The 26,967-nt window shown below is 70.8% G+C and carries 21 protein-coding genes; 9 read left to right on the top strand and 12 right to left on the bottom strand.

Translation table 11 applies throughout. The features are described from left to right. The first annotated feature begins 102 nt into the window (after positions 1–102). The 6 genes from ACZ7JA_RS15005 (at position 103) to ACZ7JA_RS14980 (ending at position 10,797) form a co-directional block, all read left to right on the top strand. On the top strand, positions 103–3,120 hold the full coding sequence (locus tag ACZ7JA_RS15005; RefSeq protein ID WP_470808598.1) for a type 2 lanthipeptide synthetase LanM family protein: 3,018 nt from the start codon (positions 103–105) through the stop codon (positions 3,118–3,120). A 2-nt stretch (positions 3,121–3,122) separates the two neighbouring features. Then, the gene (locus ACZ7JA_RS15000) at positions 3,123–5,315 is read left to right on the top strand and encodes a peptidase domain-containing ABC transporter (protein WP_470808596.1); all 2,193 of its coding nucleotides are present in this window, start codon (positions 3,123–3,125) and stop codon (positions 5,313–5,315) included. Beyond that, a complete protein-coding gene (gene lanM / locus ACZ7JA_RS14995) occupies positions 5,312–8,158 on the top strand; it encodes a type 2 lanthipeptide synthetase LanM (RefSeq protein WP_470808594.1) in 2,847 nt (948 codons plus the stop codon). Before ACZ7JA_RS15000 ends, lanM begins: the two co-directional genes overlap by 4 nt. 22 nt (positions 8,159–8,180) lie before the next feature. Next, positions 8,181–8,348: a hypothetical protein gene (locus tag ACZ7JA_RS14990; RefSeq protein WP_351665474.1), complete on the top strand. Its 168-nt coding sequence runs from the start codon at positions 8,181–8,183 to the stop codon at positions 8,346–8,348. 6 nt (positions 8,349–8,354) lie between these two features. Next, positions 8,355–9,338 carry an LLM class flavin-dependent oxidoreductase gene (locus ACZ7JA_RS14985; RefSeq protein ID WP_470808591.1) on the top strand — a complete coding sequence of 328 codons (984 nt, stop codon included), beginning with the start codon at positions 8,355–8,357 and terminating at the stop codon, positions 9,336–9,338. 142 nt (positions 9,339–9,480) lie between these two features. Continuing rightward, complete coding sequence (locus ACZ7JA_RS14980) at positions 9,481–10,797, top strand: NAD(P)/FAD-dependent oxidoreductase (protein WP_351665470.1); 1,317 nt, start codon at positions 9,481–9,483, stop codon at positions 10,795–10,797. A gap of 293 nt (positions 10,798–11,090) precedes the next feature. On the opposite strand, the gene ACZ7JA_RS14975 is transcribed toward ACZ7JA_RS14980, so the two are convergent. Continuing rightward, positions 11,091–12,074: a helix-turn-helix transcriptional regulator gene (locus tag ACZ7JA_RS14975; RefSeq protein ID WP_389302789.1), complete on the bottom strand. Its 984-nt coding sequence runs from the start codon at positions 12,072–12,074 to the stop codon at positions 11,091–11,093. Between the two features lie 808 nt (positions 12,075–12,882). On the opposite strand from ACZ7JA_RS14975, the gene ACZ7JA_RS14970 reads away from it, so the two are divergent. Both ACZ7JA_RS14970 and ACZ7JA_RS14965 read left to right on the top strand, forming a co-directional pair. Beyond that, positions 12,883–13,710: an AfsR/SARP family transcriptional regulator gene (locus tag ACZ7JA_RS14970; protein ID WP_351665468.1), complete on the top strand. Its 828-nt coding sequence runs from the start codon at positions 12,883–12,885 to the stop codon at positions 13,708–13,710. Positions 13,711–13,805: 95 nt separating this feature from the next. Beyond that, positions 13,806–14,786: a cupin domain-containing protein gene (locus tag ACZ7JA_RS14965; RefSeq protein WP_470808588.1), complete on the top strand. Its 981-nt coding sequence runs from the start codon at positions 13,806–13,808 to the stop codon at positions 14,784–14,786. A gap of 56 nt (positions 14,787–14,842) precedes the next feature. Here ACZ7JA_RS14965 and ACZ7JA_RS14960 read toward each other — a convergent pair whose 3' ends face one another. From ACZ7JA_RS14960 to ACZ7JA_RS14930, 7 genes are all read right to left on the bottom strand, one after another. Further along, positions 14,843–16,528 carry a ribonuclease J gene (locus ACZ7JA_RS14960; protein ID WP_351665464.1) on the bottom strand — a complete coding sequence of 562 codons (1,686 nt, stop codon included), beginning with the start codon at positions 16,526–16,528 and terminating at the stop codon, positions 14,843–14,845. 212 nt (positions 16,529–16,740) lie between these two features. Beyond that, positions 16,741–17,445: a hypothetical protein gene (locus ACZ7JA_RS14955; RefSeq protein WP_450749935.1), complete on the bottom strand. Its 705-nt coding sequence runs from the start codon at positions 17,443–17,445 to the stop codon at positions 16,741–16,743. A gap of 73 nt (positions 17,446–17,518) precedes the next feature. After that, a complete protein-coding gene (locus ACZ7JA_RS14950) occupies positions 17,519–17,866 on the bottom strand; it encodes a DoxX family protein (RefSeq protein WP_351665460.1) in 348 nt (115 codons plus the stop codon). Further along, on the bottom strand, positions 17,863–19,896 hold the full coding sequence (locus ACZ7JA_RS14945) for an acetoacetate--CoA ligase (protein ID WP_470808585.1): 2,034 nt from the start codon (positions 19,894–19,896) through the stop codon (positions 17,863–17,865). Before ACZ7JA_RS14945 ends, ACZ7JA_RS14950 begins: the two co-directional genes overlap by 4 nt. A 16-nt stretch (positions 19,897–19,912) precedes the next feature. After that, a complete protein-coding gene (gene mhpA / locus ACZ7JA_RS14940; RefSeq protein WP_470808583.1) occupies positions 19,913–21,514 on the bottom strand; it encodes a bifunctional 3-(3-hydroxy-phenyl)propionate/3-hydroxycinnamic acid hydroxylase MhpA in 1,602 nt (533 codons plus the stop codon). Beyond that, positions 21,511–22,449: a fumarylacetoacetate hydrolase family protein gene (locus ACZ7JA_RS14935; protein ID WP_470808581.1), complete on the bottom strand. Its 939-nt coding sequence runs from the start codon at positions 22,447–22,449 to the stop codon at positions 21,511–21,513. The genes mhpA and ACZ7JA_RS14935 overlap by 4 nt, the downstream gene beginning before the upstream one ends. Further along, positions 22,446–23,591, bottom strand: coding sequence for a VOC family protein (locus ACZ7JA_RS14930; protein WP_389448233.1), 1,146 nt, complete (start codon positions 23,589–23,591; stop codon positions 22,446–22,448). The genes ACZ7JA_RS14935 and ACZ7JA_RS14930 overlap by 4 nt, the downstream gene beginning before the upstream one ends. A 137-nt stretch (positions 23,592–23,728) precedes the next feature. On the opposite strand from ACZ7JA_RS14930, the gene ACZ7JA_RS14925 reads away from it, so the two are divergent. Continuing rightward, entirely contained in the window at positions 23,729–24,364 is a 636-nt protein-coding gene (locus tag ACZ7JA_RS14925; RefSeq protein ID WP_351665450.1) for a TetR/AcrR family transcriptional regulator, read from the top strand. Here the strand turns inward: ACZ7JA_RS14925 and ACZ7JA_RS14920 are convergent. The 4 genes from ACZ7JA_RS14920 to ACZ7JA_RS14905 form a co-directional block, all read right to left on the bottom strand. Next, entirely contained in the window at positions 24,333–24,665 is a 333-nt protein-coding gene (locus tag ACZ7JA_RS14920; protein ID WP_389448236.1) for an alpha/beta fold hydrolase, read from the bottom strand. The genes ACZ7JA_RS14925 and ACZ7JA_RS14920 overlap by 32 nt on opposite strands. A 126-nt stretch (positions 24,666–24,791) precedes the next feature. After that, positions 24,792–25,421 (bottom strand): TetR/AcrR family transcriptional regulator, encoded by a 630-nt coding sequence (locus ACZ7JA_RS14915; RefSeq protein WP_389448238.1) that lies wholly within the window; start codon positions 25,419–25,421, stop codon positions 24,792–24,794. A gap of 113 nt (positions 25,422–25,534) precedes the next feature. Then, positions 25,535–26,581, bottom strand: coding sequence for a zinc-binding dehydrogenase (locus ACZ7JA_RS14910; protein ID WP_470808577.1), 1,047 nt, complete (start codon positions 26,579–26,581; stop codon positions 25,535–25,537). A gap of 158 nt (positions 26,582–26,739) precedes the next feature. Continuing rightward, positions 26,740–26,967: hypothetical protein (locus ACZ7JA_RS14905; protein ID WP_470808575.1), on the bottom strand; the 228-nt coding region annotated here is incomplete at its 5' end.

Genomic DNA, 26,967 nt, shown 5'->3' with positions numbered 1-26,967 from the left:
TAGGTCGGTGTAAGCGGGTGGGGCGGAATGGATCGAAACCCCCAAGGGTCCATTCCGCCCCGCCTTTTGGGGGTACTTCACATCGCGTGCAGAAGGACGGCAATGAGATCTGCGATCAACCTCTATCCGGAGTTCGACGACACGGAGATCGGTGAGACGATCACGCCGCTCGCGCCGTTCGACGACCACGTTCTCGCCGTGGTCGCCGGCGGGCCGCAGAAGTCCGACGCGGCATCCGCCCGGCCCGGGGTCGTCAAGGACTGGCTGACCCGTCCGGAGGAATACCCGTTCCAGCACGTGATCAGGGCGATCGCGGCGGGCGCCGCGGACGGAGATCCGCTGGCCGCGTTTCCCGCCCTGTTCACCGACTCGGACGACGCGCTGGTCGAACTGCTCGCCAGGGCGGAGATCCGCGTCCGCGAGACGTACACCCGTCCGCTGGTTGCGGCCGTCAACCACGCGCGCGAGCAGGGACTTCTGGCGGGCGACAGCCCGCAGGAGCGCTACCGGTACTTCGTGGACGAGGCGATACGCGGGTCGTTCACCGCCGCCGCAGGTCTCGACTTCCCCGTGCTGCGCGATCTCACGCCGGTGGTGCTGGCCGGCACCGTCGACGCCGTCGTCGAACTCTGCTCCAGGGTGGTCGCCGACCGGGAGGTGCTCCGGGACGCCTTCGGTCTCGCGCCGGACGACCGGCTGGTCTCCTTCGGCACCCCCGAGGGCGACACCCACCACCATGGCCGCGCCGTCTGCATCCTCACCTTCGAGTCCGGCACCCGCCTGGTCTACAAACCGCGCGACGTGTCCTGCGAGGCCGCCTACCTCCGCCTCGCGGGCGAACTCAACAAGGCCTTCGGCACCCGCCTCGTCGCCGCCCGGGCACTCGCCCGCGACGGCTACGGATACGTCGAGTACGTCGAGGCCGAGGACGTCTCCGGCATCTCCGAGCGCTTCATGCGGGACAGCGGCGAACTGGCGGCGGTCCTGTACGTGCTGAACGCGCGTGACATGCACTTCGAGAACATCGTGCCGACCCGCCGCGGTCCGGTCCCGGTGGATCTCGAGACCCTTCTCCACCCGGAGCGGGTCCACGACGGTCCGGTTCCGGAGGCCGAGGGGAACGCGTACGCCACCATCGGGCAGTCGGTCTACGGGGTGGGCATCCTGCCGCTGGTGATGGCGGGCAGGAAGAAGGACCGGGGCGGGCACGTGGACCTCGGATTCCTCGGCGGGCCGGGGCGCGGCACGTCTCCGTTCAAGCAGATGAGTTTCGACGCGCCCTACACGGACCGGATCCGGCTCTCCCTCAAGACGCAGGCGGTGCAGGGCCGCAAGACCGTCGTCGGCGAGCGGACCGAGGAGGAGATCCTCCGCCTCGGCCGGGAGATGGCGGACGGCTTCACGCGCACGTACCGCGCCGTCCTCGCGGCGCCCGGCACCTGGACCACGCTGCTGCGCACCTTCGCCGAGGGCCTGCGCATCCGCTACGTGCACAACCCCACCGCGCTCTACTCCCAGACCCTGCGCATGACCACCGGGCCGAGCGCACTCGACGACCCGGCCACCTATCTCGCGCTGCTCAAGCGCATCGCCATCGCCAGCAAGACCTCCGCCCGGCCGCTGATCGTCTCGGAGCTCCGGCAGATGGCCGAGCGGGACGTCCCGTACTTCACCGTCAGCGCCACCGGAACCGGGATCTGCGACGGAGACGGCCGGGAGGTGGGCGCCGCGCTCGGCCACTCCCCGCTGGAACTCGCCCTCGGCAAGGCGGCCCGCCTCGGCGAGACCGATCTCGCACAGCAACTGCGGCTCATCCGGTCGGCGTTCACCGCCCAGTTCCCGGACAACCACCTGTCTCCCGCACGGCACGCGGAAGCCCCCGCGCCGGACGGCGGGGCGGGCTCCGGCGAGCGTCAGGCCCTCGTCACCCTCGCGCGGGAGCTCTGCGACGGTCTGGTCGAGACCTCCCTGCCGGACCGCTTCGCCCACCTGCCCAGGACCTGGATCGGGCCGCTGGCGTCCGCGGAGGCGGACCGCCCCTGGCCGCCCGGCGTGCTCGGCTACGACCTCTACACGGGCCGGACCGGAATCGCCCTCACCCTCTGCGCCGCCGGACGTGTCCTCGACGACGACCGCTACCTGGACGTGTCGCGGCAGATCTTCTCGGCGACCGCCGACATCCTGGCCTCGCACCGCTACGAGTCCCGCAGCCTCCGGCAGGCCGGCTACGGCGGCTACACCGGCATGGCGGGCATCCTGTTCTGCCTCTCGGCGGCAGGCGGCCTGGCCGGCGAGGACGACTGGGTGCGCGCCGCCCGGGGAGCGGTACCCCTGGTGCTCGAGCAGATCCGCGCCGAGCCGGCCGACGAGCTGCCGCTGGACGTCATCAGCGGCCTCGCGGGCGTGCTGAACTGCATAACGGCCATCGCGGGCCCCGACGCTCCCGAGGCCGTCACCGAGGTGACGCACCTCCTCGTCCGGGCGATCCAGTCGGACGGCGTCCACGCCCGGTCGGTCCTGGACCAGTCGGGGTTCGCCCACGGCGTCAGCGGGATCGTCCACGCCCTCGGCCGTGCCCACGCGCTGCTGCCGGCGGAACACCGGTCCCTGGTCGAGACGGTGCTGACCGCACTCGTCAGGCGGCTCGACGTGTTCTTCGACCCGGACGAGCGGAACTGGTCGTCCCGTGCCTCGCAGGACGGAACCTTCTCGACCGGCTGGTGCCACGGCTCGACCAGTGTCGCCCTGGCCCTCGCCGCCTACGGGACCGTGCCCGGCGCCGAGGACGTCACGGCCGCGCGGGACCAGGCGATCGACAACACACTGCGCCTCGGGTTCGGCCGCAACCTGACCTGGTGCCACGGCGACCTGGGGAACCACGCCACCCTGCGCTTCATCGCCGGCCCGGACGGCGCCCCGCTGCACGCGGACGTACGCGAGCAGGAACGCCGATGGCTCAGACCGGAGGTGTTCCGCCGCAAGACGGCCGACCCCGACAGCCGCTACGCGCACACCAACAGCCTCATGGTCGGCAGCGCCGGCCTGGCACTGCACCTGCTCAACCGGATCGATCCGGACCTGCGCCTGTGCCCGCTCACCCTCACCGTGGGAGGGCGCTGACCATGGCGACACCCCACCGGGAGAAGATCCACACGGCACGCCGCGTACCGACCGTCACCCAGGTCACGCAGACGGAGTGCGGTCTGTGTTCGTGCATCGCGCTGCTGCGGTACTACGGGCGCGCGGAGGAGATCGTCAGCGCCCGCGAGGTCATGGAAGCGGGACGTGACGGCCTGTCGGCCGGCCAGCTGGCGCACTTCCTGGAGTCACGCGGCATGCGGGTCAAGCCGTACCGGGTCAGGAACGTGGCCGCCCTGGAGAACTTCACCTCACCGGTGATCCTCTACTGGGAGAACTACCACTTCGTGGTCCTGGAGAACTTCGACGGCCGGACGGCCGTCGTCATGGACCCCGCGGTCGGACGGCGCCGGATCAGCCGCGAGGAGCTGGAGAAGAGCTTCACCGAGATCGTCCTCGCCGCCGAGCCGGCCGAAGGGTTCGAGCGGAAGCGCGCCAGGCCGTTCGCCGAGTGGCGCAAGTTCCTGCTGCTCACGACGGACGCGAAGAAGCGCATAGGCCTGGTGGCGCTGCTGTCGCTCAGCGGCTACGGGACGGTCCTCGGCATTCCCGTCCTCACCCGGTGGGCCGTCGACCGGTACGCCCACTGGCAGGGGCTCGGCGACTCCGCCGTCCTCCTGGGGGCCGTGCTGGCCGCCGCCCTGTGCTACTACGTGCTGCACCTGACGCGGGTCGTGCTGCTGTCCTCGCTGATCGCCGTGCTCGGCAAGGACCTGATGAGCCAGACGTTCACCAGGCTCCTCAACCTGCCGTTCAAATTCTTCACCACGCGGCCGCCCGGTGAACTGATCTACCGGCTCAACAGCGTGACGTCGGTACGCGACCTGATCTCGTCCCGGATGGCCCAGGGCGTGCTCGACGTGGGCACACTCGTCTGCGTCACGGTGTACCTGCTGGTCACGGAGTGGCGCCTGGGCCTGGTCGCCGTGGGCCTCTTCCTGCTCAACGCCCTGTACCTGATGAAGACGCGGTACCGGGTCACCGAGGCGGTCGACTCGGAGATCGCCTACCTGTCGAAGAGCCAGGGAACCCAGCTCGACGCCATCGTGTCGATCCCGGCGATCAAGATGGGCGGCTACGCCGAGGAGTTCCTGACCGGCTGGAACGAGACGTACAGCAACTCGCTGAACGCGATGAGGACGCGGATGCGTCTCCAGCAGGGCCGCATAGCCGGACTGTCCACCACGACGCAGATGTTCGGACCGCTGATCCTGCTGCTGTTCAGCCTCTACCTGGTCGGCCACGGCGGCATCTCCCTGGGGGCCGCCGTGTCGGTCCAGGCGATCTCCGCGACCTACTTCTCCCTGGCCAGTTCGGTGTTCCAGACCTACACGTCGTTCAACGAGGTGTCCCGGTACGTGTCCCGGCTGGCGGAGATCTCCGAGGAGGAGCCGGAGGCGCCCGGCGGCACCAGGACCGAGCTCGCCGCCCCGTCCATCACCCTGAAGGACGTCAGTTTCCGGTTCACCCAGCACAGCGATCTGGTGGTGCGGAACGTCTCGATGACGATCGGCGCGGGAGAGCGCGTGGCCCTCGTCGGACCCTCGGGATCCGGCAAGAGCACCCTCGGCCGCATCATCTGCGGGCTCTACGGGGCCACGTGCGGAACGATCGAGTACGGCGGCCACGACCTCGAGGAGTACGACAAGACCGCCCTGCGCCGCACCATCGGCTACATCCCGCAGGAGGTGCACATGCACAACCGCACCATCCTGGAGAACCTGACACTGGGCAAGGACCTGTCCGAGGAGCACGTCCGCGAGTTCTGCGACCGGCTGGGAATCCTCGACTTCGTCAACGAGCTGCCCATGGGGTTCAACACCCTGGTCTCCGACATGGGGGCCAACTTCTCCGGCGGCCAGCGCCAGCGGATCGCCATCGCCCGGGCCCTGCTGGGGAATCCGAAGATCCTGGTCATGGACGAGGCCACGGCGGCGCTCGACAACATCAACGAACGCCGTGTCATGCGGGTCATCTCGGAGATCGGGGCCACTCAGGTCGTGATCGCGCACCGCCTGGCCACCGTCAAGTCGGCCGACCGGATCTACGTCCTCGACAAGGGCTCCATCACGGAAGCCGGCACCCACGAGGACCTCCTCGGCGAGGGCGACCTGTACGCAGACCTGTACGGCGACGACCAGCGGGAGGAAACGCTGGTGGGGGGAGAACGAGCGTGACCGACCCGCAGGTGGCAGTCGTCGACTTCCTGTCGTTCTACACGAACCGCGTACCCCGTCAGGCAGTCGTGGACCGACTGCACGGCCCCCTCTCCCGGGTGTCCACGCCCCAGCACGCGCAGGCCCTGACCGACCAGATCTGGGAGGACCTCGTCACCACCGTGGAGGGACACTCCCTCCGGGTGCTGATAGGGGAGTTCCACGAGTTCCGGGAAGCCCTCGGGCTGCCCATGTCCGCCGACGGCGACGAGGCGCTCCGGAAGTTCCGCCGGCACCTCGAGGACTCGCACAACTGCCAAGAGGTCCTGGCCCGTTACGAGGTGCTGCGCCGTCGGCTCACCGTGGTCCTGGACCACTTCCTCGACGCCTACGACGAGATGCTCACCGCCTTCCACGAGGACCGGCCGCGGCTTGCGGCGGGCGGGCTGCTGGCGGACGGGAACGACACGCTGGCCTCCCTCGTCACCACGGGCGGGGACCCCCACAACGACAACCGGCGCGTCGTGGGCCTACGCCTCGCGAGCGGCGGAAAGCTGGTCTTCAAGCCGCGCACGCTGGCGGCCGACGACTTCGTCCGCGACCTGTACGCCGTGGCCGAGCCGTACCTCGCCCACTCCCTCGACGGCTGCGTGCCGGCGTCGCTGTCCGTCGGCGGGCACGGATGGCAGCGGTTCGTCACCCCGCGCGCCATGACCGCGCCGGACCAACCGGCCCGGTACTTCTACCGCTTCGGCGCGCTGTGCGCGCTCTTCGGCGCCATCGGCGCGTCCGACCTCCACGACGAGAACCTGCTCGCCGCGGGGGAGCACCCGTGCGTCATCGACACGGAGATGATGCTGCGGCCGGGCGCCGGCTCCGGGACCGACTCGCTGGAACACCGGCTGATCCACCACGTCGAGGCGTCCGTGGCCTCCACCATGCTGGTCCCGAACGTCCGGCCCGAATCGCCCATCGACGTGATCATGGCGGGCGTCGGCGTCGGCGGCGAGCAGGTGTCCGGCAAACTGAAGAAGACCGTGATCCAGGACGGCGGCACGGACGCCGTCCGGCTGCGCTGGGAACCCGTCGTGTACCGGCACAAGGAGAACGTGCCGCGGCTCGGCGAGGAGGGACTGCCGGCCGTGCGGTACTACGGCGACATCCTCGCCGGATACACCGACGCCCTGGGAGCCGTCCGGCAGCGCGAGGCGATCGAGGACGTCGTCGGCCGGTACGCCGACCTGCCCGTACGCTGCCTCATCCGCTCGACGATGGTGTACGGCCGCTTCCTCGACGCGGCGACCCAGCCCAAGTACCTGCGCGACGCCGGTGAGACCGAGCGCCTTCTGGGCCTGCTGAAGGGCTTCCCCCGGCATCTCAGCGACGAGGCACGCGCGTTCGCGGGTGAGGCCGAGCGCAGCGCACTGGACACCGGGAACGTGCCCTACTTCACGGCGCGGGCCGGTTCCACCGAGCTGGCCACGAACACCTCCCGGCAGGAACGGGCCCACCCGTCGTCACCGGCGGACTTCGCCCGCGCGGGTCTCGCCCTCCACGCCGGACAGAGCGACGCCTACCACCGGTTCGTGCTGGAGGAGTGCTTCGGCGAACTCGGTGAGGCGGCACCGGACGTGATGTCCCGTCACAGCCTCTTCGCCGCAGTCCCGCGCACCACCGCGGACGAGGCGTGGTGGCCGCTGGTGGCCCGCACGCTCCAGGACGTGCGGGTGACGCACCAGGGCGAGCACGGTGCGCAGAGCGGCTGGATCGGCGGGGTGGGGCCCGACCGCGGAGTCCCCACCATCGTGCCGGGGAACTACCTGTCGTTCCACGACAGCGGAGGGATCGTCACCTTCCTCGAGGACGCAGCGCGGCACGACCCGGCACTGGAAGAGCTGCACCTGAGTGCCGACCGCGGCCTGAGCGCGCTTCTCGAGGTGTACGGGGAGGCCCTGCTGAGGGCCCCGGAGAGCGTCTTCACCGGGGCGGCCTCGCTGCTGCTCACCCGGCCCCGCGGGCAGGACCGCGTCTGGGTGTCCCGGCTGCTGGAGCGCATCGCGGAGCGCGTCGAGGCCGGCACCCTGGAGAGGGACCTGGCCAATGGTCCCGCCGGCCTGCTCATGGCCGTGCTGGCCCGTCTCGAAGCGGGGCAGGCCCCCCTGATGGACGAGGACCGGCTCACCCGCCTGTGCGACCTGGTGCTCGCACAGGCCGGGACGACGCTGGACCGTGCCTGGTTCGACGTCGCGCACGGCGACATCGGCATGCGGTGGGCCGTGTCCCGGATCGGCCGGTACCTGGGTGACCCGACGCTGACCGACGCGGCCGCGGACTGGCTGACCGAACGCCTGGCCCACGGTGAGCTGCCGCCGGTGCCCGGTTGGTGCAACGGCAGCGCCGGGCTGCTGCTGGTCGCGGCGGAGATCCTGGCCTCGGCGGGCCGCCCGCGCACCCTCGCCGGCGGTCGCCTCGCCGAACTGGCGGACCGTGCCACGTCGTTGCGGGAGGGGAAGCCGGTGGACCTGTCGGTGTGCCACGGCTCCAGCGGGGTGATCCAGTCGCTGATCGCGGCGAGCGGCCTCTGCGAGGATCCGTCCCTGCTCGATCGGGCGGCCGCCTACCGGGGACGCGTGGCGCGGGCGGCTCGTGAACAGGGGTTCCACACCGGGTGTCCGGGCAGGACCTCGCTGCTGGGCTACATGTTCGGCTGGTCGGGTATCGGTCACACCGACCTGATGCTGGACAGGGCGCTGGACGGCCGGCCCCCGGCCTTCGTGCCGGTCGCGTTGACCGCCGCCGGCGTGCCGGAACCGTCCTCCCCGCGGCCGCGCGGCGCGAGCGCCCTGACGGAACTCCCGCGGTGACCACAGACAAGGAAGACCAGTGATGAGCCAGAACAAGCAGAACGGCATGGCGGCGACGTTCCCCCTGTTCGTCGGGGCCCTCGTCGCGGCCGTGGCCTTCAGCCAGGACAACCGCGGCGGTGCCGTGCTCGGCCTGGTGGCCGGAGCCGTCATCTCCCTGATCGTGTCGGTACGCCGACGGAAGCGGTAGCGCACGATGAAGTACTCGATACTGCTGCCGGTGGTGCCGGCCCGTCCCGAACAGGCGGTGCTGTTCGCGAACCTCGTGCAGTGGACCGCCGCCGAGCGCCTGTGGCAGGGGCAGTCGCTGGTCCTCGACTCCCACCACCTCGCCACCTGGCTCGCCGGGATCGGGGTGCGCGTCCCGATGGGCTTCGGGGTCTCCCTGATGCCGATGCGGTCGCCGTACCAGGCGGCGTTCGAGGCGCGCTCGGTCGCCCTCGCCACCGGGCACCCCGTGGTGGCCGGGTTCGGTCCGGGCCCCCTGTCCTTCCAGAGCGCTCTCTTGGGACGGCCGTACGCCAGTCAACTGCGGGCCTGCCGGGAGTACGCGACGATCGTGCGCGCCCTGGTGTCGGGTGACGACGCCATGGTCGAGGGCGAGTACTTCTCGGTGGCCGCCCGGCTGCCGAAGCGCCCGGCGCCACGGGTCGAGGTGGGCCTCGGGGTGCTGCGCCCGAGGATGGCGGCCCTCGCGGGCGAGGTGGCCGACCGGGCCGTCACCTGGCTCCTGCCGGCGCATTACCTGGCCGAGACGCTGGTCCCGGCGATGCACGGCGCCGACCGCAAGCTCGACGAGCCCGTGCGTACCACGGCCATCGTGCCGCTGGCGGTCGCGCGCGAGGGCCGTGACGTCACCGCCCTGGTCGAAGCGACCTGCGGGAACCATCTGAAGGCGCCGCACTACCAGGACGCGCTCCGGAAGGCCGGGATCGCGGTCTCCGACCAGGGCGACGCGAAGGACGCCGCGCGGGTCGCGGACGCGGGCGCCTTCCTGTACGGCACGGTGGAGCAGATCCGCGACCGGCTCGCCGAGTTCGCCGCCGCGGGGGTGGACGAGGTCGTCCTCAACACGATCGGTGTCGCGCAGACGCACGGACCGAAAGCGGCCGCCGAGGACCTCCTGCAGGTGCTCGGCAGCGCGTCGGGCGCGTCCGCGGACGAAGTCCGGCCGATCTGACGCAGCGGCAGAGCCGGCGGCCCGGCGCGCCAGCCGTGGCCCGCGGGGCGCCGTCCGCCGAGCCCATGCCGAGCGACCCGCCCCGCGTCACCTTTCCATGCCTGATCACACGATTGTCCGTCAGCAGAGAGGGCGAAAGCACATGTCCCGCACCGAGAACGTCGATGTCGTCGTCGTGGGAGGCGGCCCGGCCGGATCCACGGTCGGAAGCCTGCTCGCCAAGGCCGGCCACACGGTACTCATCCTGGAACGGGAGACCTTCCCCCGGTACCACATCGGGGAGTCCATGGTGTCCGGCATGGCCCCGCTCATGGAGGAACTCGGCCTCGTGGACGAGCTGGACGCACGCTTCCGGCACAAGAGCGGGATCACCCTGCGGTGGGGCCGGGACCCCGAGCCCTGGCGCAGCGACTTCTCCGCGGCCTTCTCCGCGACCGGCAGCCACTTCACCCACGCCTGGCACGTCACGCGGAGCGAGTTCGACGAGCTGATGCTCGACAACGCCCGGAAGCTCGGCGCCATGGTGCACGAGGCCGCCCAGGTCACGGAGGTCCTCCGGGACGGGACCGGCAGGGTGACCGGGGTGGCCTACACACAGGACGGCGAGACCCACCGGGCCACCGCCCGCTTCGTGGTGGACGCCTCCGGCCAGGGCCGCCTGCTGACCCGTCAGCTGACCCGGACCAACTGGCAGGACGACCTGCGCAACGTCGCGGTGTGGACGTACTTCGACTCCTACTCGCCCATCGCGTACCAGGACGACATCCTGGTCGAGGCGATCCAGGGCGGCGGCTGGGTGTGGGGCATTCCGCTCTCGGACACCAAGCTGAGCATGGGCTACGTGCTGTCCGCCGAGCAGCTCGCCGAGCAGACCCGTGGCGGACGCACCCAGCGGGACGTCTTCCTCGACTGCCTGAGGGACAGCCACGTCGCGAGGACGATGGTCGACGTGGAGACCCTCGGCGAACTGCGCACCACACGCGACTGGTCCCACGTGTGCGACACCTTCCACGGCCCGGGCTGGGCCGCGGTGGGCGACGCCGCCGCGTTCATCGACCCGCTGTTCTCCTCCGGGGTGTGGCTGGGCACCTCCGGGGCCTGGCTGGCCGCCCGGGCCATCGGCGCCGCGCTGGAGGACGAGCGGCAGGAAGCGCGGGCCCTGGAGCGGTTCGACGCCCTCTACCGCCAGTTGTTCAAGGACATCCTGGCCTACGTGCGCTTCTTCATGGACCCGACCCGGCTGCGCGAGGAGTACGAGGAGCGGGCCCGGGAGATCGGGAACATGGTCACGCAGAGTTCGCGCGTCGGGTTCGTCTCGATGATCTCGGGCGTGAACGCCGTGGCGGACGTAGTGGACTTCGACCCGATGAGCGTCGAGGAGGTCGAGGGCGTCATGCAGGAGTGGGACGAGCAGGCCACCGCGAGCCGGGAGGCGACGGCGAGCGGTCCCGCGCGCTGAAGGTGACCGCGTCGTGGCGGGCCGTCGGCCCGGTGCCCTGAGAGCCGGGGCGCCGCGCTCCCGGCCCGCGACGCCCCGCTTCCCGTCCGACGGAAGGATGCGCAGTGCCCCGACGAGTCCGCCGGCCCGCCACGCCGGCCACCGCCGCGACGGCGGCCGGCTCCCCGGCGGAGCCGGTCGTGTCGGACTTCACCTGGCCGCGTCCGCCGGGTGACCCGATCCGGCCGCGTCCGGCGCGGGGACGGAGGCGGGCACGGACCGGCCGGCCGTGCGGAGCGCACGGCCGGCCGGCGTCAGATCCACTGCCGGCGAGCCGCCTGCACGCCTGCCGCGAAACGGCTGGAGACGCCGAGCCGCTCCATCAGACCCGCCAGCTTCCGGCGCTCCGTGCGCACGCTGATCCCCAGTGAGCGTGCCACCGCGCTGTCGGTGAGACCGTCGGCCAGCAACTCGAGCAGCTTGCGTTCCTGGGGTGTGATCTCGCCGGGGGAGGCCTCGCCGGAAGCCGACCCCGGCGAGAACCAGTTCGCGTGGTCCCAGTACGCCTCGAACAGGGCCCGCATGGCCAGGACCACCGGCCTGCTCCGGAAGAGCAGTGTCGTGCCGGAGACCTGTCCGGGCAGCCCGCTGACCACGGCGGCCGTGGTGTCCACGATCAGCAGGCGCATCGGCAGGGAGGGGGCGGTGCGCACCTCGCAGTCGTGCTCGGCCATCCACTGGGCATGCGACCGGGTGACGCGATCACGCATGATACTGTCGATGTAGATCGAGCGAAAACGTACGCCGCGGGCGATGGCACGCTGGTTGAGAGGCCTGGACGCCTCGACGGACTCCTCGGTCAGTGCCCCCGCAGGATGGAAGGCCAGACTCTCCTGCTGGCAGGACTCCGCCAGGGCCTCTATACGTGTACGGATGTCGTCGATGCGGTGAAGTCGCTCGATGCCGTCCACCTGGGCCGATCTCACGGCGGCGGCGTATTCCGCGGCTATGGCGTCGAGCATCGTCGTGTTGTGCTTGATGCGGTGTTCCCGCCACGCGAGCTCCTCCTGCTCCCGTTCGAGCAGAACCCTTATCCCGCGCAACGGGTCCACGGCTCTCAGCCCGCCGGGCGAGTCCTTGGAGGGGGCGAGCAGCGACAGGTCGACGAGCCGTGTGATGGCCGCCTTCACGCTGCCGTCGTCGCTGTTCGTCAAACGGGCCAGTTCGTGCGTCTCCTGTTCGCTGTGAAACAGGAAAGCGCGATACACCCGGAGTGTCTCTTGGTCAAGTGCCAGCACATCGGTCAAGTGCTTCCCCCTTTTTGGCGCCCCGTCAACTAAGCCGCGTGAGCCACACGCCCTGAAGCGGGGGCGCCGGCTTGTGTGTTTCTGGTGATGCTCCTGTCAACAGTGTGCATGATCGTCATGGTAGCGACTGATGGCGTCCGGCGCGCCTTCTGGACAGCTCGTCACTTCGGTACCCCCGCGTCCGAAAAGCTCACCGGAGTTGGGTGAAAGAGAGCCCCGCCGCCCGGCATCCGTCGCGAGCGGCGCTGGTTCGTCCCGTCATGTCCTGGCTGCACGTGGCAACAGGCTGCACGGCAATTTCCTGACAGAACTTTGGTGCGGACGGACGGGATACCGGAATGGTTTCCTCTCCTCGGTCGCGGTTGCCGCCGGAGGAAGGCGAAGCGGCCGTGGCAAAGCGGGCACCACGGGCCCAATGGCCTTCAACGGCCTTTGCGGACATCTGAATTGGAGTCAAGTCATGTTCCTGACAGCGGCACCCGCCGCGACCGTCACTCCGGTTCCCGGCGGACACCGTGCCTGCCCACGCCGGTCCGCGCCATGGCCGGCCCGGCCACCTGACTTCACGCAGTTCGGGTCACGGGCAAGCTGAACAGATCGTCACATTGAGCAAGTAATGGGGGACAATTATGACGTCGACCGTGAGTCGCTGCTCCGTTTTAACGGGCTTTCCTCCCGGGAAGAAGGTGTGGTTCACAGCCATGTGCTGTCCGCTCCGATGAAAGGGGCGGGTGGCGCCATGCTGTTCAGAATTCTCGGGCACCTGCGATTTCAGGAAGAGGTCGAGGTTCGTTCCCCCATGCGGCGGGCGATTCTCACGGCCCTGCTCCTGCGGTCCGGGCACCCCGTCGGAATGACGGAACTGGCCGAACTGCTGTGGGACGATCCGCCCTCGTCGGCCAGGGCGAACATTCGCAGTCACTTCACCGGACTGCGGCGCGATCTCGACCGGGCCATGCCGGGGCTGAGCGACAGGATCAAGACATGCCGCGGCACACAGAGCGGCTACCGGCTGGAGGTCGGGCCCGACGAGGTCGACCTGCCCGTGTTCCTCCAGGCCTCCCGGCAGGGCCGCGCCCACCTGGCGCGGGGTGAGGCCGACCGGGCCATCGCCGTGCTCGAGGACGCGCTGGCCCTCTGGCGTGGTCCGTTCGGGCAGGATCTGCCGATGACGCGCTGGTTCGACGCGCACGCGACCGGGCTTCGCAACGGGCGCCTCGACACCTACGAGGACCTCTTCACCGCGCTGCTCATCGCGGGCCGGACCGAGATGCTGTCCTACCGCATCGAGACGGTCATCGCGGAAGCGCCGTACCGGCAACGTCTCTGGGAACTCCTGGCAGCCGTGTACTGCGTCCAGGGCGACTCGGCGGGCGCCCTCAGCGTCCTCAAGCGCTGCAGGACGGTCCTCGTCGAGGACCTGGGCCTCGACGTGCCTCCGAGCATCGAGGCGATCAGGGGCGCGGCGCTCACCTGGGACGGCGACGAGGCCCTGCGGCTGGTCGTGCGCGCCGCCTCCTGCCGGGCCCACGCGCCCTGGGGCGACGTGGGCCCGGGACGCGAGCGAGGCCGGGCGCTCCCGGCGGTGGCGGCCCCCCGGCTGCCCTTCCACGAGGCGACCGGGTGAGCCTCCCGGCCGTGAGCGGCCCGCCCGGCACATCGTCCGCCCACTTCCCACCGCGACCGGCCGGTCCCGCACCGGCGGCGAATCACGGAGGAGCCATGGAACACCCGGAAGACCTCTCGGACTCGATCGACGACTTCGTCTCCACGCTGACCGCCGGCGACTTCCTGTCGCGGGTCTACCACCACGAACACCGCGTGTTCCCCGGCGCCGCGGAGCAGATCAGGGGCGTCTTCGGCTGGGACGACCTGAACGAGATCCTGGAGACGCATCAACTCCGGTCCCCGCAGATGCGGTTGTCGCGGGACGGCAGGCAACTCCCCGAGGCCTCCTATCTGGAGGCGCGCGCCGCCCGGCGCGGGCGCCGGCGGGTCCGTGTCGATCCGGTGAGGCTGCGAGCGGCGCTGGGCGCGGGCCACACCCTCGCGATGCGGTACGTGGACGAGATCCACCCCGGGCTGTCGCGGCTCTCCGAGGCCTTCGAGCGCCGGCTGCTCAGCGACTTCGAGTTCAACCTCTACGCCTCCTGGGCGCCCACCGGCGGCTTCAACGCCCACTGGGACAACCACGACGTGTTCGCCATCCAGCTCCAGGGCAGGAAGCGGTGGCGCATCTTCGGGCGCAACGAGTTCTCCATGCACCCGAGGGACTCGGCGATGGGTACGCCGCCGGCCGAGACCGTCGACGACCTGGTGCTCTCGCCCGGCGACGTGCTCTTCCTGCCACGGGGCTACTGGCACGACCCGGTGACCGAGGAGGGCCCCTCCCTCCACATCACCGGTTCGATCCCCTGCACCACCGGCCTGGACCTCGTCCACTGGCTGGTGGAGGGCCTCCGCGAGGACGAGGCCATGTGCGCCGAACTGCTGCGCTTCGGCGACCCGGAGGGGCCGCGGGAGGTGCTGCGGAAGGTGCGGGAGCGGCTGAACGGGGCGTTCGAGCAGGAGGACCTGCTGAAGTCGTTCTTCGCCGCCCGGGACGGCGCGCAGTTCGGCAGGTTCCGGCTCGGCCTCCCGGACGTCGGACCCGCGCCCGGCGCGTCGGGCGGGCCTCCGGCCGGGACGGGCCGCTCATCCTGAGAACCTGGACGCGGTCGAACCCGACCGCGTCCAGGACCGTGCCGCCGGGGCGCGGTTCAGGCGTCGATGATCACGGGGATGATGAGGGGCTTGCGGCGGTAGGTGCGGAACGCCCAGTTCGCCACGGCGCGGGCGATGAGCTGTTCGAGTTGGCGCGCGTCCCCGACGCCCTCCGCGGCCGCGGTGGCCAGGGTCTTCTCGATGACCGGGACGACCGGCTCGAAGGTGGCGTCGTCGTGGACGAAGCCGCGGGCCAGGAAGTCGGGGGCCTCGGCGAGGGCGCCGGTGTCCGCGTCGACGATCGCCACCACCGTGACCACGCCTTCGGCCGCGAGGGTGAGGCGGTCCTTGAGGGACGCCTCGGTGGCGCCGCCGACTTCCATGCCGTCCACGTAGACGTTGCCGGCGGGAACCTTGCCGGTGATGGACGCGCGCCCGTCGACGAGGTCGACGACGACCCCGTCCTCGGCGATGACGACCCGGTCGGGGTCGACACCGGTACGGATGGCGAGGTCGCCGTTGGCCCGCAGGTGGCGCCACTCGCCGTGCACGGGCATGACGTTGCGGGGCTTGACGATGTTGTAGCAGTAGACCAGTTCGCCGGCGCTGGCGTGCCCGGAGACGTGCACCTTGGCGTTGCCCTTGTGGACCACGTGGGCGCCCCACCGGGTGAGTCCGTTGATCACCCGGTAGATGGCGTTCTCGTTGCCGGGGATGAGGGAGCTGGCGAGCAGGACGGTGTCGCCCTCGCCGATGCGGATCATGTGGTCGCGGTTGGCCATCCGGGACAGCGCGGCCATCGGTTCGCCCTGGGAGCCGGTGCACACCAGCGTGATCCTGTGGTCCGGGAGCTTCTCCAGCTCCTTCGTGCTCACGACCAGACCGGAGGGGACCTTCAGATAGCCCAGGTCCCGGGCGATGCCCATGTTGCGCACCATCGACCGGCCGACGAAGGCGACCTTGCGGCCGTGCTGGTGGGCGGCGTCCAGGACCTGCTGGATGCGGTGCACGTGGCTGGCGAAGCTGGAGACGATGACCCGGCGCGGCGCCGTGCGCATCACCTGCTCGATCGCCGGGTTCAGCTCGCGCTCGGAGGTGGTGAAGCCGGGCACCTCGGCGTTGGTGGAGTCGGTGAGGAACAGGTCCACGCCCTCCTCGCCGAGGCGGGCGAAGGCGCGCAGATCGGTGATGCGCTCGTCGAGCGGGAACTGGTCCATCTTGAAGTCGCCGGTGTGCAGCACCATCCCGGCCCGGGTGCGGATGGCGACCGCGAGGCTGTCGGGGATGGAGTGGTTGACCGCCACGAACTCGCAGTCGAAGGGACCGAAGCCGCGCCGGTCGCCCTCCCGCACCCGCACCGTGCGCGGCCGGATGCCGTGTTCCTTGAGCTTGGCCTCAAGGAAGGCCAGCGTCAGCTTGGAGCCGACGACGGGGATGTCGGGCCGCTCGCGCAGCAGGTACGGCACGCCGCCGATGTGGTCCTCGTGGCCGTGGGTGAGCACCAGGCCCACGATGTCGTCCAGCCGGTCCCGGATCGAGGTGAAGTCCGGCAGGATCACGTCCACCCCGGGCTGGGTCTCCTCGGGGAACAGCACACCGCAGTCGACGACGAGCAGCTTGCCCGCGTGTTCGAAGACGGTCATGTTGCGGCCGATCTCGCCGAGGCCGCCTAGGGCGATGACCCGCAGCCCTCCTTCGGGAAGGGGCGGGGCGGCTTTCAGCTCGGGGTGCGGGTGACTCATACCCTGACGGTACCCGTAGAGCGGCACAGGTTGATCCACGACCCTTGTGATCCGTCCGGTGCCGGCGGGGTACGACGCCCGGCATCGCGGTCCGGGGGAGTCGCGTAGTTGGTGAGGGCGCCGGTGAGCGGTGCGTTCGAAGGCAAGCCCTTACAGGCGGGGTCGGCGGGGGCCGGTGCCGCCGCTGTTACGTCAGAGGACAGACGGCGATATCAGCGGCTCGTGTCGGCGTCACCTTCGTCATTCGGAGGGTCCCCCCGCCTCCCGCCGCCCGAAGGGGAGCCGTCCCCGTGCTCTTCCAGCAACTCGAGGAGCGCGGCATCCGCTCTTCTCTGGTCTTCCTTCGTCAGCTCGACCGGTGCGTTGTCGTAGACGGTGTAGCGGTCTGGATCGATGATGTTGGCGGCCCGCAGGATGAACGTCAACAGGGGGCGCCAACCCTTGCGGTGGCCGACCCGCACCTGTATTTGGACCTTGTAGTCACGGGCCTCGGGGAGGAACCCGGAAAACGGTGCCTCGAACTCGAGGAAGAGCTGGTGCGCTTCTCTGCCGGGCACGACGAATCCGGCGGGCAGCTTTGCCGCCTCGTCCGGCCCCGGTTGGAGCCGCGACGGGGAGGACACCCACAGGAGGGGCAGATGAGAGGCGGGCTCATCGGGAAAGGTCAGGATGAGGTCCTGCACGACGATCGGTTTGGGACCGGTGTTGTGCAGGACGAGTGGCAGTCGCAGGCGTGCCGTGGAACCGTGGATGATCGCCGCGAAGGAATGAGGTTCCCACGTCTGGAGGCGTCCCTGTCGTGCGTTGAGCCACCAGAACGACGCGACAGTGAACAGCAGTGCGCAGGCTGATACCACACTGGCGCCGGTAAGCGATGAGGACGCGATCTGATCCGCCGCGACCGTCAGCGGAACCACAGAGTCAGTCTGCCAGCCCCACCGTGGGCTCGCTAACGGGACGAGTGGAGGCCGGCGGTCCCCCCGGAACGGGTCAGAGGCCGGCGAGGCGTACGAGATACCAGGCGACCAGGGCCGCGCATGTCACCGCGGGGAGGAGTTTGGCCAGCCCGTCGCCCTTGCGTACGTGCGTGGTCACGGCACCGGCGAGCAGCATCAGCAGTCCGATACCGGCCAGGCCGCCGCACAGCGGGACGACCGGGCCGAGGGCCACGCCGACGGCGCCCGCCAGCTCCAGGCCCCCGATGAGCCGGTAGGCCGCGGTGGTGAAGCCGGCGTGGGCGGCCAGCTCGGGCATCGGACCCAGGGCCAGGATCTTGGCCGTGCCCAGCAGGGCGAAGATCAACGCGATGAGACAGGTCAGCGAGGCGGAGAGGATCATGAGACGCCTTCGGGGGTGTGCGGGCGGCGGGCCTGGCGGCGTTCGGCCCCCAGGCCGGCGAAGTAGGCGATCAGGCCGGGGTCGTCGACCGCGGAGGGGTTGAGGATCTGCTCGGCGCGGGCGCCCTGGAGGAGGCGCTTGACCGGGACTTCGAGCTTCTTGCCGGTCTTCGTGTGCGGGATGGCCGGCACGGCGAGGATCTCGTCGGGGACGTGACGGGGTGAGGCGCCGGTGCGGATCGCGTCGCGGATCTTCTCGCACAGGGACTCGTCCAGACCGATCCCGTCGGCGAGGACCACGAAGAGCGGCATCCAGTAAGCGCCGTCGGGTTCCTCCGCGCCGATGACGAGGGCCTCGGTGATCTCGGGGAGGCGTTCGACGATGTCGTGGATGTCGGCGCTGCCCAGGCGTACGCCGTTTCGGTTGAGGGTGGCGTCGGAGCGTCCGTGGACGATCACCGAGCCGTGCGAGGTGTGAGTGATCCAGTCGCCGTGCCGCCACACGCCCGGGAAGGCGGAGAAATAGGCGTCTCGGTAGCGGCTGCCGTCGGGGTCGTTCCAGAAGTGCAGCGGCATCGACGGCATGGGCCGGGTGACGACGAGCTCGCCGACCTGGTCGGTGACCGGTCGTCCCGCGTCGTCGTACGCCGCGAGCGCCACGCCGAGGTTGGGGGCCGATAGTTCACCCGCCCACACGGGGGTGGTGGGGGCGCTGCCGGCGAAGCCGGAGACGACGTCCGTGCCGCCGCTGGTGGACGCCAGCTGGATGCCGGCGCCGACGTGGTCGCGGACCCAGGGATAGGCGGAGGCGGGCAGGGCGGAGCCGGTGCAGCCGATGACGCGGATCGCCGACAGGTCGTGCACGCCGGGATCGACGCCGAGCTTGGCCATGGCCAGCAGGTACTGGGGGCTGGTGCCGAAGACCGTGACCTTGTGGCGGGCCGCCAGCTCCCACAGGGCGTCCGGGCGCGCCACCGGGGCGGGACTGCCGTCGTAGGTGCAGGTGGCGGCACCGGTCAGCAGCGTGGAGACGACCAGGTTCCACATCATCCAGTGGGTGGTGGTGTACCACAGCAGGCGGTCACCGACGCCCAGGTCGCAGTGCAGCCCGAGGATCTTGAGGTGTTCCAGCAGGACGCCACCGTGGCCGTGGACGATGCCCTTGGGCAGGCCGGTGGTGCCGGAGGAGAAGACGATCCACAGCGGGTGGTCGAACGGAACGGGAGTGATCCCGAGGTACTCGGTGCGACCGGCCGCGTCCTCCCAGGGAACCGTCAGTCTCGCGGCCCGGGTCGCGGGCCATGCGAGGCCCAGGTGATCCACGAGGACCGTGGCCTTGAGCGTGGGAAGGGCGGCGGCCAGGTCGAGGGAGGCGGCGCGGCGGTCGTGACGGGTGCCGTTGAAGAGGTAGCCGTCCGCGGTGATGAGCACCGTGGGTTCGAGCTGGGCGAAGCGGTCGGCGGCGGCCTTGGGGGAGTAGTCCTGGCCGCACACGGACCACACGGCGCCCAGGCTGGCGGTGGCGAGGAAGGCGATGACGGCGTGCGGGGTGTTGGGCAGGTAGCCGACCACCCGGTCGCCCTGTCCGACGCCCAGGTCGCGCAGGGTGGCCGCGACGGAGGCGACCTGGGCGCGGAGCTGCCGGCCCGTGATCTCGTAGGCGGCTCCGGTCTCGTCCAGTGCGGTGATCGCGGGAGCGTCCGGGTGCAGGTTGCGCAGCGCGTGGTGGGCGTAGTTGAGGGTGGCGCCGGGGAACCAGCGGGCGCCGGGCATGGTCTCCTCGGCGAGCACCCGCTCGTACGGAGTGGTCGCGTCGACCTCGAAGTACTCCCACACCGCCGCCCAGAATCCTTCCAGGTCGGTGACGGACCAGTGGTGCAGGGCCTGGTAGTCGGTGGGGGCCTGGATGCCTTCGGCGCCTGCGTGCCGGGCGGCCCAGCGGGCGAAGTCCGCGATGCGGCTGCCCGCGGCCGTTTTCGGGTCGGGCGGCAGGAAGGGCTCCGGATGCGGCGTGGAGTGCGGGGTGGTCATGGTGTGGTGTTCCTCGTCAGGGTGCGGGCCGGGCTTCGGCGGTGCGGCGGGCCGTGTGCAGCAGCGGAGCCCAGGCGGCGGTGTCGGTGAAGTCGCTGGTGCCGGTGGCGACGGTGTCCAGTACGACGCGGTCGGGACGCAGCAGGACGGCGTCGGCCCGGCCGCGTGCCAGCCAGGAGGCCAGGGCGCCGTCGTCGTCCAGGTCGTCGACATGGATCACGGATGCGCCCAGGGCCGTGGCCATGCCTGTCATCCGTGCCGTGGGCGGCACGGCGGTCAGTACGGCGAAGGAGTCCCCGAGGATGTCGTCGAGGCGCTCGCGCCTACCGTGGTACAGCACCCGGGGTTGTGGGCAGAAGGTGCCGGCCAGGGAACGGCCGGTCAGCCGGGGGCGGCGTCGTACCAGCGGATTGGCGGTCAGTGCGGGACTGAGGTCGCGGCTCACCGCCGCTGTCACGCCGGGGATGCGGCAGGCCGCGCCCACCACGGCCCGACGAATGGCCGCACCGCGGTCCTGTCCCCCGGTCATGGCCCAGCCGACCGCGACCGCGACACGGATCACGTGGCGGGCGTGCGGCTTGCGCTCCTGCTGGTAGGTGTCCAGCAGGCGGTCGTCCGCACCCCGCTGAAGGACGCGGGCGAGTTTCCAGGTGAGGTTTCGGGCGTCGCGCAGGCCCGCGCACAGGCCCTGCCCGATGAAGGGCGGGGTGAGGTGGGCGGCGTCGCCCAGCAGGAATACGCGCCCCTGGCGCCAGCGATCGGCGAGGCGGGCCCGGAAGGTGTACCGCGCCTGCCGGATCACCTCGAAGTCGTCACCCCCGTGGGCAGCGGGCGGCAGATCGACCCAGGGGGCGACGAGCTCGTGCAACTGCTTCAGCCCTTCCGGGCCGTCCAGGGACTCGCCGTCGGCCAGCCGGAACTCCCAGCGGTAGCGGTCCTCGCCGACTCGCATGAAGGTGGCCGGTCGGGTGGGGCAGCAGATCTGCTCGGCGCCTTCCCAGGTGCGTACCGGGAGGCTGGTGCGCACGTCGATGACCCGCCAGCTCTCCTCGAAGTGCAGGTCCTCCCACACGGCGCCGATGGCGTCGCGGGTGAGGCTGCCGGCGCCGTCGCAGCCGAGGACGGCGTCGGCCCACACATGCTCGTCCTCATCGCTGCCGTCGCGGCGGAAGGTGACCCGGACCGGAGCCGTTCCGTCGGTGTCCTGGCTGACGGACACGACCTCCACCCCACCCCACAGCTCACACTCCGGGCGGCGCGCCAGAGCTTCGCGCAGCAGCCGCTCGAGCTCCGGCTGGTCGAACATGCTGGTCTGCGGGAAGCCGTGGTGGCCCTGCAGGGACCGCGGGAACTCGGCGATCACGCGGCGCCGGGCGTCCAGCAGCCGCAGGCCCGGCGCCGGGCGCGAGACGGCGGCGAACTCCTCGTGGACACCGACGCTCTGCAGGATCCGCCGGACCTCGTCGTCCACGACGACAGCACGTGGCAGGGGGTAGATGTCCCGGTGGCGTTCGAGGAGCAGGCTGGGCACTCCGTGCCGGGCGAGCAGGAGCGCGGCCGTGACCCCGACGGGTCCCGCACCGATGATCACTACCGGTCTGCGGGCTGTGGTGCTCACTGGGCGTCCGCCACGGCGGTCCGCTGCTCGCCCAGGTCGATCCGCCCGTCCGGGGTGGCGATGGTGGCGGTGACGAGGTCACCGTCGCGCAGGTACAGGGGGTTCTTGGCCTGGCCGTTGAAGAACGCCTTCCACTTCAGCGCGGGCGGCAGCAGCGCGGCGATCTTCTCGACCGGCTTGGGCGGGGCCTTCAGGGCGGTGCCGCCGGGGGTGCCGGTCAGCAGCAGGTCGCCCGGGTCGAGGGTCTGGAAGCGAGCGAGCAGGGTGAGCGCCTGCGCGGGTCGCACGATCATGTCGGCGAGGGTGCGGTCCTGGCGGGACACGCCGTTGACGTCCAGCCGCAGCCGCAGGTTCAGCAGATGGGCGAAGTCCTCGGGCTCCAGCAGGGCCAGGTACGGGCCGGTCGGGGTGAAGGTCGGGTAGGACTTGCTCTCGTAGAACTGGGTCTTGGTCAGCTGGACGTCGCGGGCGCTGACGTCGTTGGTCAGGACGAGGCCGGCGACGTAGCGGGGCAGGTCCTGCTCCTCCACAACGGTGCCCACCGGGAGCGTCGCGCCCATGACGAGGCCGAGTTCCACCTCGTAGTCGAGGAACTTCACGTGCGACGGGCGGACGATCGTGTCGTGGGGTCCGCTGACCGAGCCGGACGCCTTGCGGAAGAAGGTGGGCGGTATGTCGCCCGTGAAGCCGGAATCCTTGGCGTGGCTGCGGTAGTTGACCATCTGGGCCACCACGCGGCAGGGGGTGGTGACCGGAGGCAGCGCCACCAGGTCGGCCACGGGCGTACCGCTGTCGGTGGAGGCGGCGGCTGCGCTGACCGCGGCCCGCTCGGCGAGCAGGTCGGCGGTGGTGACCGCCTTGGTCTCGATGCGGACGGCGCGCTCGGCCCGGACGGCCCACCAGCCGTCGGGGGTGCGCAGAACGTTGGTGCTCATGAGCTCATCGCTTTCATCAGGCCCAGCAGGCGTGCGGGGTCGAGTTCGTTGTCGCCGCGCAGGGCCGACATGACCTCGCGCAGCTTGGCCGGGGAGGGACTGGCGCCCAGGAAGTCGCGGGTCACCGGCGGGCCCCACTGGGCCAGGCCGCTCGCCGACATCGGAGCCCACCCGGGTTCGAGGTCGCAGGAGAACAGGTCGCCGTCGGCGAAGTGCTCCAGCATGAAGTGGTCGGGGTCGCGCCAGTAGTCGAAGAGCTGGCTGCCCTGTATGTGCCGGCCGATCCCCCAGCTGCGCTTGTAGCCGCGCTCGGTGAGGTACTCGCCGCCGGCGGCGATCGAGTCGAGGTCGGTGACCTGGTAGGCGGAGTGGACGTACCCGGTGCCCGGCCCGAGGTGCAGGGCCAGTGTGTGGTGGTCGACCGCCAGGCTGCCCTGGTCGCAGCGGATGAACGCCATGGTCGGCCCGCGGCCGCGCTGTCCGTCCAGGAACAGGAAGTCGGACACGATCATCCCGAGGGTGTCCAAGTACCAGTTCAGGGCCCGCATGAACACCCGTGTCTCCAGCACCACGTGCCCGAGGCGCTGTATACGCGACGGCTCGCGGGGAGGACGCTGGGTGGCGTTCGTACGGCGGTGCTCGCTGCCGGTGTTGAGAATCAGCGGCTGCTGCTCTGGCAGCGCGGGCAGTTGCTCGGCGCAGTGCACGACCCGGACCGGGAAGCCGGAAGGGTCGAGCAGGGCGACCGCCTGTCCGCCACCGGGTACGGCGATGTCACGGACCTCACTGCCGGTCGTCCGGGCCAGCCGGTCCAGGTCGGCCCGTTCGGCCGCGCGGAACGCCGGCCCGACGAAGCGGGACGCCTGCCCATGGCGGATGACCATGCACGGGGAGCCCGTGAAGGTGCCACGCAGCCACAGTTCCCGCTCGGTGCGGGCGGCGATGGCGAACCCGAAGTCGCGGGCGAACACCTCGGCCCGGTCCAGGTCCGGCTTCTCGAACTCCAGCCAGGCCAGGTCGGCCACCTTGATGACGGGGTTTCTCGCTCGTCCGGGGTGTTCACCGCGCAGGGCGCCCAGCTCGCTGTGGAGATCTTGGTGGGGCGTCTGCGGATCGGCCCTGTTAACGGGGGTGTGGGACATGGTGCCCTCCAAGCAACACTGCTGTAATGAGGAAATCATCAACTTTGCCGTCCCTCATCGTCAATAGAGCAGACCCAAAGAATTGAGGCAATCATCAGTCATGGGGGTGTCATCGGCACGGTTGTTACACTCGTCGTATGCCGACGTCAGCCCCGCCCCGCAACCGCTTCGAACGGCGCCGCGCCGAGACCCGTCAGGCACTCATCCGTGCGGCGCGGCAGATCCTCGCGGAGACCGGGGACACCAGCGCCAGCATCCAGGCCATCGCCGAGCGCGCCGACGTCGGTTTCGGCTCCTTCTACAACCACTTCGAGTCCAAGACGGAACTGTTCGACGCCGCGGTGACGGACGCCCTGGAGGAGTTCGGGCAGGTCATCGACGAGCGTGTGAAAGGCATCGACGACCCCGCCGAGCTCGTCGCTGCGGGTTTCCGCCTGACCGCACGGATGGCGGACTCACACCCCGAACTCATGCGGATCCTGCGCGACCGCGGCCTGGCCCACATCCACTCCGACCGCGGCCTCTCGCCACGAGCACTTCGTGATCTGGAACGCGGCATCGCCTCGGCACGCTTCACCGGCACCGATCCGACCACTGCCCTGTCCGCTCTGGGCGGGACCCTGCTGTCCCTGGTGGCACTGAGGCTGGCCCGCCCCGACCTCGACGGCGACGAGGCCGCCTCCGACCTCGCCGCGATGGTCCTGCGCATGCTGGGCCTTCGCCCGGAGGACGCGCACGAGGTCACCCGGCGCCCGCTGCCGGGCCTCGACTGAGGAGCCGCCGAAATCTGCGCCGCGGGCCAAGGCGTGGTGCGCCTCGTACGACGGCACCGTCGCCCTGCTCGGCCGGCTTCTGGATCGGCGTCCAGTGGCTGCTGTCGAGCCTCAGGAAACGGGTGGCGCGCAGGGAAGCGGCCATCTTCTCGCCGTACTCGACGGGGCAGACCGGGTCGAGCGCCCCCCAGAACACCAGGGACGGTCCGGCCGGGTTCGCCAGATCCGGTTCCCACTCCGCACCGACCGTCAAGGCGGAACGGTATAGCTTGAGAATGCTGTCGCGCATGGTCTCGTCCACGCGGCCGGCTGTCCGTTCGGCCGGCTCAGCCGGGATGCTTGAGGACCATGGGCCGGGGCCAGTCCGGGGCAGGAGGCGTCTGCCCGAGGGGAGCCCAATGGCCCGGCAGCGTTCCGGGAGTCTCCCTTACTGGCGCAACACGGCTCGAACCCGGTGCGAGGCGATGTGTGGTGCCACTCCGGCGGCGACGAGGAACGCGGTCGCCGCGGCCTCACCCGCAGGGTCCGCCCAGGCGGAGGCGGTGTTCTCCTCGGCGAGGGCCAGCATCAGGGCTTCCAGCGCCTGAGCGAGGATGGGCGCGGGGACGTGGTCCGCGAACACGCCGGAATGCTGGCCGCGTCGTATGGCCGCCACGGCCTCTTCGCGAGCGGGTGCCAGGGTGGCGCGGATCGTCGCCTCTCCCAGATGGTGTCGCCCCAGGGAGATGAGCATGCGGTACTGGTCGCCCACCGCCCATGCCGCCAGGGCCATCCGCGTCATCGTCTCCAGCGGGTCGGCATCTGGGACACGGGTCGCAGCGAACGCCTGTCGTAGCGCCCGAGCTGCTTCCTGCGTCAACTCGGCGACCAGCGCTCGACGGTTGGAGAAGTGACCGTAGAGGGTGCGTGGTGCGATGCCGGCCGCCAGGGCGATGCTGTCGAGACTCGCGTCGGGGTCGTCCCGTAGTTTCTGCCGGGCAGCGGCGAGGATGCGTCGGCGGTTCGAGCGAGCGTCGCTGCGCTGCGGAGTGCGGCGTGGGGCGTCGGTCGTGTGCATGGCTCCATCTCCACGGGTTCTGGCTGCGGGAAAGCCGTGGGCGCCGGTGCACCCTCACACACCGGCGCCCACTCACCCCTGCCCAGGGTGGCTTGACGTCCTGCTGACGGGCGTCAGGGGACGAGGATGAGGCGGATCGGGTCGCCGATCTTGTTCTCCAGCCGGCTGACCGCGTTGGCCGCGTCGACGAGCGGGATGTGGTCGGTGATGGAGGGGGCCAGGTCGAGGCGGCCGGCCGCGGTCAGCCGCACCAGCTCGGAGACGGACTCGGGGCTGCCGCCGTAGTGGCCGCGGACCTGCTTCTGCAGGTAGTTGAAGGTCAGGCCCTCGGTGATGGTGAGCGGCTTGGGGGTGATGCCCACCAGGATCAGGGAGCCGCCCAGTCCGAGCACGGAGGCGGCCTGGTCGCGGACGGCGGGGACGCCGGCGCAGTCGAAGGCGAAGTCCAGGCCGCGTCCGCCGGTGGCCGCCCGGACCTGGTCGGCGAAGTCGGGTGCCGCCGGGTCCAGGGCGACGTCCGCGCCGAAGGCGAGGGCGCGCTCGCGGGCGCTGGGCAGCGGGTCGACGGCGATGATCGGGGCGGCGCCGACCAGGCGGGCGAGGCGGACGTTGTGGGCGCCGACTCCGCCGACTCCCCAGACGCCGACGGACTGGGCGGGACGGACGCCCGCGGTGGCGACGACGGCGGCGTAGGGGGTGGAGACCGCGTCGGGGATGATCGCGGCCTGGTCGAAGGGGAGGCTGTCGGGGATGGGAATGAGGGTGTCCTCGCGGGCGATCACGTACTCGGCCCAGCCGCCGTCGTAGTCGATGCCGGCGGTGAGCATCTGGGTGCACGGGCGGTGGCGCACGCATCCGGCACAGGTGCCGCAGGTCTTGCCGGCCTCCAGGGTGACGCGGGTGCCGACGGGCAGGCCGCGCTTGAGGTCGGGGCCGAGCGTGTGGATCACACCGGAGACCTCGTGGCCGACGGTGACGGTGTCGGAGGTGGCGAACAGCGGGACGAGGGAGCCGTCGAGGAGGTGGACGTCGGAGAGGCAGACACCGGCGGCCTTGACCTCGATGAGGATCTCGCCCGGCCCCGGCACGGGGATCGGGACCTCTTCCACGGCGAACTTCTTGCTGTCCAGGTGGAAGCGCCCGGCGAGCATGGTGTCCATGGTGATCTGCTTTCTGTGAGCGGCACGGCCCGGTGGTTCGGGCCATGTGCCATGGGGTGTCTGAACGGCTGGTGGGGCCGGGAGGCGTGCGGGGGAGGCAGGACGTCCGCACGCCTCCCGGCGGCTGAGGGGCAGCGCGCCTTGACGGTGGGCGACGGTCAGGCGAAGACGTCCTGCTGGTAGCGCTCGTCCGCTTCGAGCTGGGCGAGCCACTGCTGGGCGGTCTCGTCGTTGCTGCCGGTCTTCTGGCGGTGGATGGCGGCGAGTGCCTCGCGGACGGCGGGGGCCATACGGCGGCCGTCACCGCAGACGTAGACGTACGCGCCGTCCTGGATGGCCTGCCACACCGTGTCGGCGGCGTTGGCGATGGCGTTCTGCACGAACCG

Source organism: Streptomyces sp. NPDC038135 (assembly GCF_055601245.1).
The sequence above is the reverse complement of the archived record's forward strand: the minus strand, read 5'-3'. Positions and strand labels throughout refer to the sequence as shown.

What these genes read in the sequence shown, in the direction of transcription:
- ACZ7JA_RS15005 (WP_470808598.1), top strand. Translation starts at nt 103, where the DNA reads ATGAGATCTGCGATCAACCTCTATCCGGAGTTCGACGACACGGAGATC.
- ACZ7JA_RS15000 (WP_470808596.1), top strand. Translation starts at nt 3,123, where the DNA reads ATGGCGACACCCCACCGGGAGAAGATCCACACGGCACGCCGCGTACCG.
- ACZ7JA_RS14990 (WP_351665474.1), top strand. Translation starts at nt 8,181, where the DNA reads ATGAGCCAGAACAAGCAGAACGGCATGGCGGCGACGTTCCCCCTGTTC.
- ACZ7JA_RS14985 (WP_470808591.1), top strand. Translation starts at nt 8,355, where the DNA reads ATGAAGTACTCGATACTGCTGCCGGTGGTGCCGGCCCGTCCCGAACAG.
- ACZ7JA_RS14980 (WP_351665470.1), top strand. Translation starts at nt 9,481, where the DNA reads ATGTCCCGCACCGAGAACGTCGATGTCGTCGTCGTGGGAGGCGGCCCG.
- ACZ7JA_RS14970 (WP_351665468.1), top strand. Translation starts at nt 12,883, where the DNA reads ATGCGGCGGGCGATTCTCACGGCCCTGCTCCTGCGGTCCGGGCACCCC.
- ACZ7JA_RS14965 (WP_470808588.1), top strand. Translation starts at nt 13,806, where the DNA reads ATGGAACACCCGGAAGACCTCTCGGACTCGATCGACGACTTCGTCTCC.
- ACZ7JA_RS14960 (WP_351665464.1), bottom strand. Translation starts at nt 16,528, where the DNA reads ATGAGTCACCCGCACCCCGAGCTGAAAGCCGCCCCGCCCCTTCCCGAA.
- ACZ7JA_RS14950 (WP_351665460.1), bottom strand. Translation starts at nt 17,866, where the DNA reads ATGATCCTCTCCGCCTCGCTGACCTGTCTCATCGCGTTGATCTTCGCC.
- ACZ7JA_RS14945 (WP_470808585.1), bottom strand. Translation starts at nt 19,896, where the DNA reads ATGACCACCCCGCACTCCACGCCGCATCCGGAGCCCTTCCTGCCGCCC.
- ACZ7JA_RS14935 (WP_470808581.1), bottom strand. Translation starts at nt 22,449, where the DNA reads ATGAGCACCAACGTTCTGCGCACCCCCGACGGCTGGTGGGCCGTCCGG.
- ACZ7JA_RS14930 (WP_389448233.1), bottom strand. Translation starts at nt 23,591, where the DNA reads ATGTCCCACACCCCCGTTAACAGGGCCGATCCGCAGACGCCCCACCAA.
- ACZ7JA_RS14925 (WP_351665450.1), top strand. Translation starts at nt 23,729, where the DNA reads ATGCCGACGTCAGCCCCGCCCCGCAACCGCTTCGAACGGCGCCGCGCC.
- ACZ7JA_RS14915 (WP_389448238.1), bottom strand. Translation starts at nt 25,421, where the DNA reads ATGCACACGACCGACGCCCCACGCCGCACTCCGCAGCGCAGCGACGCT.
- ACZ7JA_RS14910 (WP_470808577.1), bottom strand. Translation starts at nt 26,581, where the DNA reads ATGGACACCATGCTCGCCGGGCGCTTCCACCTGGACAGCAAGAAGTTC.